This window comes from Lacticaseibacillus nasuensis JCM 17158 (assembly GCF_001434705.1).
Classification (GTDB): domain Bacteria; phylum Bacillota; class Bacilli; order Lactobacillales; family Lactobacillaceae; genus Lacticaseibacillus; species Lacticaseibacillus nasuensis.
Genome location: NZ_AZDJ01000022.1, coordinates 223786 through 231187, shown reverse-complemented (window position 1 = coordinate 231187; position 7402 = coordinate 223786). Strand labels below are relative to the sequence as shown.

General features: G+C 60.1%; 5 protein-coding genes, 5 tRNA genes, 1 riboswitch and 1 other annotated feature. Of the genes, 8 read left to right on the top strand and 2 right to left on the bottom strand.

The annotated features are described in order from the left end of the window. Window positions 1–62: 62 nt before the first annotated feature. From FD02_RS06005 to FD02_RS05985, 5 genes are all read left to right on the top strand, one after another. A tRNA-Asn gene (locus FD02_RS06005) sits at window positions 63–134 on the top strand. Window positions 135–138: 4 nt separating this feature from the next. Continuing rightward, a tRNA-Ser gene (locus FD02_RS06000) sits at window positions 139–228 on the top strand. A gap of 8 nt (window positions 229–236) precedes the next feature. Continuing rightward, a tRNA-Glu gene (locus tag FD02_RS05995) sits at window positions 237–308 on the top strand. 5 nt (window positions 309–313) lie between these two features. Further along, a tRNA-Val gene (locus FD02_RS05990) sits at window positions 314–386 on the top strand. Between the two features lie 13 nt (window positions 387–399). Beyond that, window positions 400–473, top strand: a tRNA-Asp gene (locus FD02_RS05985). 47 nt (window positions 474–520) lie between these two features. On the opposite strand, the gene FD02_RS05980 is transcribed toward FD02_RS05985, so the two are convergent. Then, window positions 521–1159 carry a hypothetical protein gene (locus FD02_RS05980; RefSeq protein WP_156408253.1) on the bottom strand — a complete coding sequence of 213 codons (639 nt, stop codon included), beginning with the start codon at window positions 1157–1159 and terminating at the stop codon, window positions 521–523. 95 nt (window positions 1160–1254) lie between these two features. Further along, window positions 1255–1335, top strand: a riboswitch (SMK box riboswitch). Here FD02_RS05980 and metK point away from each other — a divergent pair. Further along, the gene (gene metK / locus FD02_RS05975; RefSeq protein WP_056951151.1) at window positions 1333–2517 is read left to right on the top strand and encodes a methionine adenosyltransferase; all 1185 of its coding nucleotides are present in this window, start codon (window positions 1333–1335) and stop codon (window positions 2515–2517) included. (Overlaps the previous riboswitch by 3 nt.) A gap of 57 nt (window positions 2518–2574) precedes the next feature. Beyond that, window positions 2575–4041, top strand: a complete 1467-nt coding sequence (locus tag FD02_RS05970; RefSeq protein WP_156408255.1) for an MDR family MFS transporter — start codon at window positions 2575–2577, stop codon at window positions 4039–4041. On the opposite strand, the gene FD02_RS05965 is transcribed toward FD02_RS05970, so the two are convergent. Continuing rightward, on the bottom strand, window positions 4001–4633 hold the full coding sequence (locus FD02_RS05965) for a phosphatase PAP2 family protein (protein ID WP_054723421.1): 633 nt from the start codon (window positions 4631–4633) through the stop codon (window positions 4001–4003). The two genes, FD02_RS05970 and FD02_RS05965, sit on opposite strands and share 41 nt — an antisense overlap. Before the next feature lie 79 nt (window positions 4634–4712). Continuing rightward, window positions 4713–4918: a binding site (T-box leader), on the top strand. Window positions 4919–4965: 47 nt separating this feature from the next. Between FD02_RS05965 and leuS the strand changes: the two genes are divergently transcribed. Beyond that, window positions 4966–7377 (top strand): leucine--tRNA ligase, encoded by a 2412-nt coding sequence (gene leuS / locus FD02_RS05960; protein ID WP_056951147.1) that lies wholly within the window; start codon window positions 4966–4968, stop codon window positions 7375–7377. Window positions 7378–7402 lie beyond the last annotated feature (25 nt).

The following is a 7402-nucleotide window of genomic DNA, read 5'->3' as shown; positions in this document are numbered from 1 at the left end:
GCCGAGAGTAGTTGGTGGGTGACTGCCTGCGAGGGTAGGAAGCTGCCGCGCTTTTTTTACATTCCGGATTAGCTCAGTGGTAGAGCACCTGACTGTTAATCAGGGTGTCGTCAGTTCGAGCCTGACATCCGGAGTCATGGAGAGTTGTCCGAGAGGCTGAAGGAGCATGGTTGGAAACCATGTATACGGGGTTTACTCGTATCAAGGGTTCGAATCCCTTACTCTCCGTTGATCATGGCCCGTTGGTCAAGTGGTTAAGACACCGCCCTTTCACGGCGGTAACATGGGTTCAAATCCCGTACGGGTCACTTTTGGAGGATTAGCTCAGTTGGGAGAGCGTCTGCCCTACAAGCAGAGGGTCACAGGTTCGAGCCCTGTATCCTCCATTTTTTTCACGCTGGTTCCATGGTCTAGTTGGTTAGGACGCCTGCCTGTCACGCAGGAGATCACGAGTTCGAGTCTCGTTGGAACCGCTAAAAATCCCGCTTGTCGTTAAGTCGACAGGCGGGATTTTTGTGACTCAGCCGTGCAGGCGAGTGGCGATGATGATGAGGCCGGTCGCCAACGCCGCGGCGTTGACCCAAAGCGGCCGCAGTGGGTGGCTGCGGTTGCTGACGACCACGGCCAGTAAGACGATGGCTAGCGCGCTGAGCAAGGTGAGATGCTGCAGATACATGCCCACGCCGGCCACCAGGATGATGGCGATGACGTCGAGCCAGCCGGGCAGCGATTTGGCCCAAATGCTGATGAGAAACGGCAGCATGACCAGCGCCAAATCGATTAATGCCGTGAGATCAATCACTTGGCTGGCCACGGTAGTCAACGTGACTTGCAGGAAAAAGCATTCGATGAGCCAGACGCTGGCGGCTGGCGGCGGCGTCAGCGACTGGGTGCTGAGCAGCCACGCCAGCACGAGCTGGGCGAGTACCAGCGGCAATAAGGTCCACTGCGCCGAGCAGGTGATGAGCCCCAGAAGCGCCGCGAGGCCCAGTAGCGGCGTCGGCCAGATGCGGGCTTGCGCCAGCGCCAGGCACAAGGGCAATAACGTGGCGGCGACCAGCTGCAGGCGCCAATTGAGGTTGGCCGGGCCGATCAAGAGGAGCGGAAACACCACGACTTGGGCCCAGGCGAGCGCGCCGGTGAATAATTTGGTGACCAATGACATCGATCCTTTCCGTATCCCTTCATCTTACCGAACTCGCCGGGCGAGGGCAAAAACATTTTCCGCAAGGCGGGTCGGATATGGTATGCTGTAACAGTTGCAATTGAGTTCCCGATAGGGTCCGCACGTGCGGAAATGCCTTGTAACCGACAAATAAGGGGGAAATAAACATGCAGGAACGCCATTTATTTACATCGGAATCGGTGTCTGAGGGGCACCCAGACAAAATCGCCGATCAAATCAGCGACGCGATTCTCGATGAACTGTTGCGCCAAGATCCAAACGCCCGAGTGGCGTGTGAGACGACGGTGACCACCGGCTTGGTGCTGGTGGTTGGCGAAATCTCCACCACCGGCTATGCCGATATTCAAAAAGTCGTGCGCAACACGATTCGCGGTATCGGCTACACCAAGGAATCCGGGTTCGACCCGGACAGCGTGGGCGTGTTGGTGGCGCTGGACGAACAGTCGCCGGACATAGCGCTTGGGGTCGATGACTCGCTTGAAACGCGCGAAGGCGACACCGATCCGCTGGAGCGCATCGGCGCCGGCGACCAAGGGATGATGTTCGGCTACGCGATTAATGAGACGCCGGAATACATGCCGCTGCCGATCAGCCTGGCCCACGCCTTGATGCGCAAAACCGCGCATGTGCGCAAGGACGGCACGCTGCCGTACCTGCGGCCAGACGCCAAGGCGCAAGTGACGGTGGAGTACGACGATAACGAAAAACCAATGCGCGTGGACACTGTGGTGCTGTCGACGCAGCACAACCCGGAGGCCACGCTGACGCAGATTCGCGCCGACATCGAGGCGCAGGTGATTCGCCAGGTGATTCCAGCCGACTTGCTCGACGCCAACACCAAGATTTACGTGAACCCCACCGGGCGCTTTGTGCTCGGCGGGCCATCGGCTGACGCCGGGCTTACCGGCCGGAAAATCATCGTCGACACCTATGGCGGGTTCGCCCGCCACGGCGGCGGTGCGTTTTCCGGCAAGGACGCCACGAAGGTGGACCGCTCGGCGAGTTATGCCGCGCGCTACATCGCTAAAAACGTCGTGGCGGCGGGCTTAGCGGAGCGGTTGGAGGTTCAGCTGGCGTATGCCATCGGGGTCGCCCAGCCGGTATCGGTATCGGTGAATAGCTTCGGGACCAACCGGGTGCCGGAAGCGATCATCAACCAGGCGATTCGCGATAATTTTGACTTGCGGCCGGCTGGCATCATCAAGATGCTCGGGCTGCAACGACCAATTTATAAACAAACGGCCGCTTATGGCCATTTTGGACGTACAGATGTTGATCTGCCTTGGGAACACCTCGATCAGGTGGCGACCTTGGCCAAGTACTTAGATTAACGAGTGAAGAGGCGGCCACCCAGGTTGATGGGCGGCCGCTTTGTGTTGATAGGAGGAATTGCAGTGAGGAAAACCAATGTCCCGGTGGTGACGGTCGCAATCTTTATCGCCACATTTATGACGGCAATCGAAGGGACGATTGTCTCCACGGCGATGCCGACGATTGTGGGCAGTTTGCACGGCGTGGCCGTGATGAACTGGGTGTTTTCGATTTTTCTGCTGGCCAACGCGATGGCGACGCCGATTTACGGCAAGTTTGCCGATCGCATCGGCCGCAAGCCGGTGCTGTTGTTGGGGCTGGTGATTTTCATTCTGGGGTCGCTGTTGTCCGGGTTGGCGCAGTCCATGCCCGTGCTGATCGTCTTCCGCGCGCTCCAGGGCTTCGGCGCCGGGGCCATCATGCCGGTGACCTTCACGATCATTGCCGACATTTACCCGTTGGAGAAACGCGCCAAGGTGCTGGGCTTCAACGGCTCGGCCTGGGGCATCGCCAGCGTCATCGCGCCGCTTTTGGGCGGCTTCATCGTCGACCGGCTGAGCTGGCACTGGATCTTTTTCATTAACGTGCCGATTGGGCTGTTAACGATTGCCTTAATCATCATCTTCCTGCGGGAAACGCCGCGGCACTCAGACGCCCCAATCGATTTTGCGGGGACCGCCTGGCTGATGGCGACGCTGTTAGTGTTGATGCTGGGCTTTCAGGCCCTCGGGCAGGCGCAAGGCCTGTGGTTGCTGATTGGCGCCTTGGTGGTGGCGGGTTTGACGCTCACCGGCTTCGTGCATGCGGAGCGGCGGGCGGCCGACCCAATTATTGCGCTGGCCTTGTTCAAAAACCGGCCGTTTGTCATCGCCAACGTCATCGCGGCGCTGATTTCCGGCTTCGTCATCGGCTATGAGGCGTACATGCCGATGTGGGTGCAAGGCATCCTCGGGCTCGGCGCGTCGCTTGGCGGCTTTGCCATCACCCCCAGCAGTTTGATGTGGGTGGTGGGCTCGTTTGTCGCCGGGCGCTTGTTGGGCAAGCACCAGCCGCGCACCATTGTGAGCGGCGCGTTGGTGTTGTTGCTGGCCGGCGCCGCCATTCTCGCGCTGGTGCCAATCACCACGCCGTACTGGCACTTCTTGGTGATTGCCGGCGGGCTGGGCTTTGGCTTCGGGCTGATTATCACGGTGACGACGGTGCGCGCGCAGGCGGTGGTCGATCCGGCGGCCGTCGGGGTGGCGACGAGTTTCAACACCTTGTCGCGGACGCTGGGGCAGACGCTGATGGTGTCGGTGTACGGCGTCGTGTTGAACCTCGGCTTGGCGCAAGGCCAAGCGGCACACCCGCGGGTGACCACGGCGATGTTGAACCGCCTAATCGACCCGCAACAAGCCAAGGGCCTGCCGGCGAATTTGTTGCCGACGCTGCGCGGCATCTTGTATGGCGGCTTACATCACATTTATTTCTTCTCCGTGGTCATTGTCGCCTTAGCGCTGGTGATTAATCAGTTCGACCGGACACCAGCCACGCCAGGGCAATAACGCCGACGCCGGCCAGCCAGCCGGCGAGCACGTCGGTGGGGTAGTGCACCTGCACGTAGATCCGCGAGTAGCCGGTGGCGAGGATCACGGCCACGCCCAGGATGGTGCCGAAAACCTTGGTGCGGCGTGATACCGGCGCGTGCCACAACAACACGATCAGCGTGCCGTACAGCAAGGTGGTGCCGTTGGCGTGGCCGCTGGGAAAACTCCAGCCGCCTGCCGGCACCAGCGGCGTGATGCTGGGGTCGGCGATGAAGGGCCGTGGCCGGTTGAACAAGGCCTTCAACAGGCGATTCAGCGCGCTGCCGAGGCTGACGGTGAGGGCCAGCCGCCCGGCGCTGTACCAGTGCCGGCGGGCCAGGAATACCAACGTCAGCACGATGGTGATGCCGGTGACGATCGGCGGGTTGCCAAAGCGCGTCACCACCAGCAGCACCGCGGTGAGCCAAGCGGGGCGAAAGCGCGTCACCGTCGCGACGATTGGTGCGTCGATGGCGTGAATGTAGCCGGCGTGCGTGGCGATGCCGGCGGCGAGCAGGCCGACTAGCAGCCAACTGCCCAGGCAGATACAGGTAATCTGTTTGCGTGTCATGAGGGCCTCCTAATTGGCAAGTAGTATAGCATATTCTCGCGATGCCTTGTTTCACGGCCGGATTTTTGCTAGAATGGCCTCAATATCGAACAGACAAAGGAAGAGTAGGCCGCGGTGGGGCCCAAGAGAGTTGACGGCTGTTGCGAGTCAACCAAAGCCGCGGGTGAACTGGCCTTTGCGATGCACGACTGAAATCCAGTAGGTCGTACCGGTACTGGCCGTTATCCAGACAAAGCGCTGCGCAAGCAGAACTTAGGTGGTACCGCGGGGAACCCCGTCCTAATGACTAGGACGGGGTTTTTCTGTTCGAAACCCAACGAGGAGGCACTGTAATGGTTTACGATCACCAGGCGATCGAGAAAAAGTGGCAGAAGTACTGGCACGAGCATAACGAATTCAACACGACGACGGACCCCAACAAGCCGAATTATTACGCCTTGGACATGTTCCCGTACCCGTCCGGCCAAGGCTTGCACGTGGGCCATCCGGAGGGCTACACCGCCACGGATATCGTCGCGCGCATGAAGCGCATGCAAGGCTTCAACGTGTTGCATCCGATGGGGTGGGACGCGTTCGGCTTGCCGGCGGAGCAATACGCCTTGAACACCGGCAACCCGCCGAAGTCCTTCACCCATAAGAACATCGAGAACTTCAAGCGCCAGATCAACTCGCTGGGGTTCTCTTACGACTGGAATCGCGAGCTGGCCACCACCGACCCGAACTACTACAAGTGGACGCAGTGGATCTTCGAGCAGATGTATAAGCGCGGACTGGCCTATGAGGCCGAAGTCGCCGTCAACTGGAGCCCGGATCTGGGCACCGTGGTCGCCAACGAAGAAGTCATCGACGGCAAAACGGAGCGCGGCGGCTTCCCCGTCATTCGCAAGCCGATGCGCCAGTGGATGCTGAAAATCACGGCGTATGCCGATCGCCTGCTGGATGGGCTCGACGACCTCGACTGGCCGGAATCCATCAAGCAGATGCAGCGCAACTGGATCGGCCGCTCAACCGGCGCGCAGGTGACCTTCCAAGTCGCGGGTAGCGACGCCAAGTTCGACGTCTTCACCACGCGTCCTGACACGCTGTTTGGCGCGACTTACACGGTAATGGCCCCGGAGCACGAGCTGGTGGACCAAATCACCACGCCGGCGCAGCAGGCGGCCGTGGCGGCATATAAAGCCGAGATTGCCCACAAGTCCGACCTCGAGCGGACCGATTTGAATAAGGATAAAACCGGCGTCTGGACCGGCGCGTATGCCATCAACCCGGTCACCGGCGACAAGCTGCCGATTTGGATTTCCGACTACGTGCTGGTGAGCTACGGCACCGGGGCCATCATGGCCGTGCCAGCGCATGACGACCGCGACTTCGCGTTTGCCAAGCAGTTCGACTTGCCAATTACTCAGGTGATTGACGGCGGTGACGTGACGGACGCGGCCTACACCGGCGACGGCGTGCACATCAACTCCGGCTTCCTCGACGGCATGACCAAGCAGCCGGCCATCGACACGATGATCAGCTGGCTGGAAGCGCACGGCGTCGGCGAGAAAAAGGTCAACTACAAGCTGCGCGACTGGGTCTTCTCCCGCCAGCGTTACTGGGGCGAACCAATTCCCATCATTCACTGGGAAGACGGCGAAACCACGCTGGTGCCAGAGGATGAGCTGCCGCTGCGCCTGCCGGAAGAAGCCGACATTCAGCCAAGCGGCACCGGCGAATCCCCGCTGGCCAACGTCACCGATTGGGTCAATGTCGTCGACAAAAACGGGCGCAAGGGCCGCCGGGAAACCAACACCATGCCACAATGGGCCGGGTCGTCTTGGTATTACCTGCGCTTCGTCGATCCGCATAACAAGGAAGCCTTGGCGGACTTTGACAAGCTGAAACAGTGGACGCCGGTGGATCTGTACATCGGCGGCGCCGAGCACGCCGTGTTACACCTGTTATACGCGCGCTTTTGGAACATGTTCCTGTATGACATCGGCGTGGCCCCGCATCCGGAGCCGTTCCAGAAGTTGTTCAACCAGGGCATGATCCTCGGCGACAACCACGAGAAGATGAGCAAGAGCAAGGGCAACGTCGTCAACCCAGACGATGTCGTCGCCGAATATGGCGCCGACACGCTGCGCCTGTACGAGATGTTCATGGGTCCGCTGGATGCCGGCATTGCCTGGCGGACCACCGGTCTGGCTGGGGCGCGCAAGTTCCTCGACCGCGTCTGGAGCTCGTTCATCGATGACAATGGCAAAATGCGCGACCACATTACCACCATTAACGACGGCAAGTTGGATAAGGTGTACAACGAAACCGTCAAGAAGGTCACCGACGACTATGCGGATCTGCATTTTAACACCGCGATTTCGCAACTGATGGTGTTCATCAACGAGGCGCGCAAGGTGGATGACCTGCCTTACGCCTACGTCGAAGGCTTCGTGAAGATGCTGGCGCCGATTGCTCCGCACCTGATGGAGGAAATCTGGCAGCGCATCGGCCACAACCACTCGCTGACCTACGAGCCATGGCCGACCTATGACGAAGCCGCGCTGGCCACGGCGCAAGTCGAGTTGATGGTGCAAGTCAACGGCAAGCTGCGCGGCCACGTGACGCTGGCCGTCGACGCGCCGAAGGACACGGCGCTAGATGCGGCCAAGGCCCTCGACAACGTGCAGAAGTTCATCGCGGGCAAGCAAATCGTCAAGGAAATCGTCGTGCCGAATAAGATCGTCAACCTCGTGGTGAAATAATTACCCGGGAAATTCAGGCTGTGGA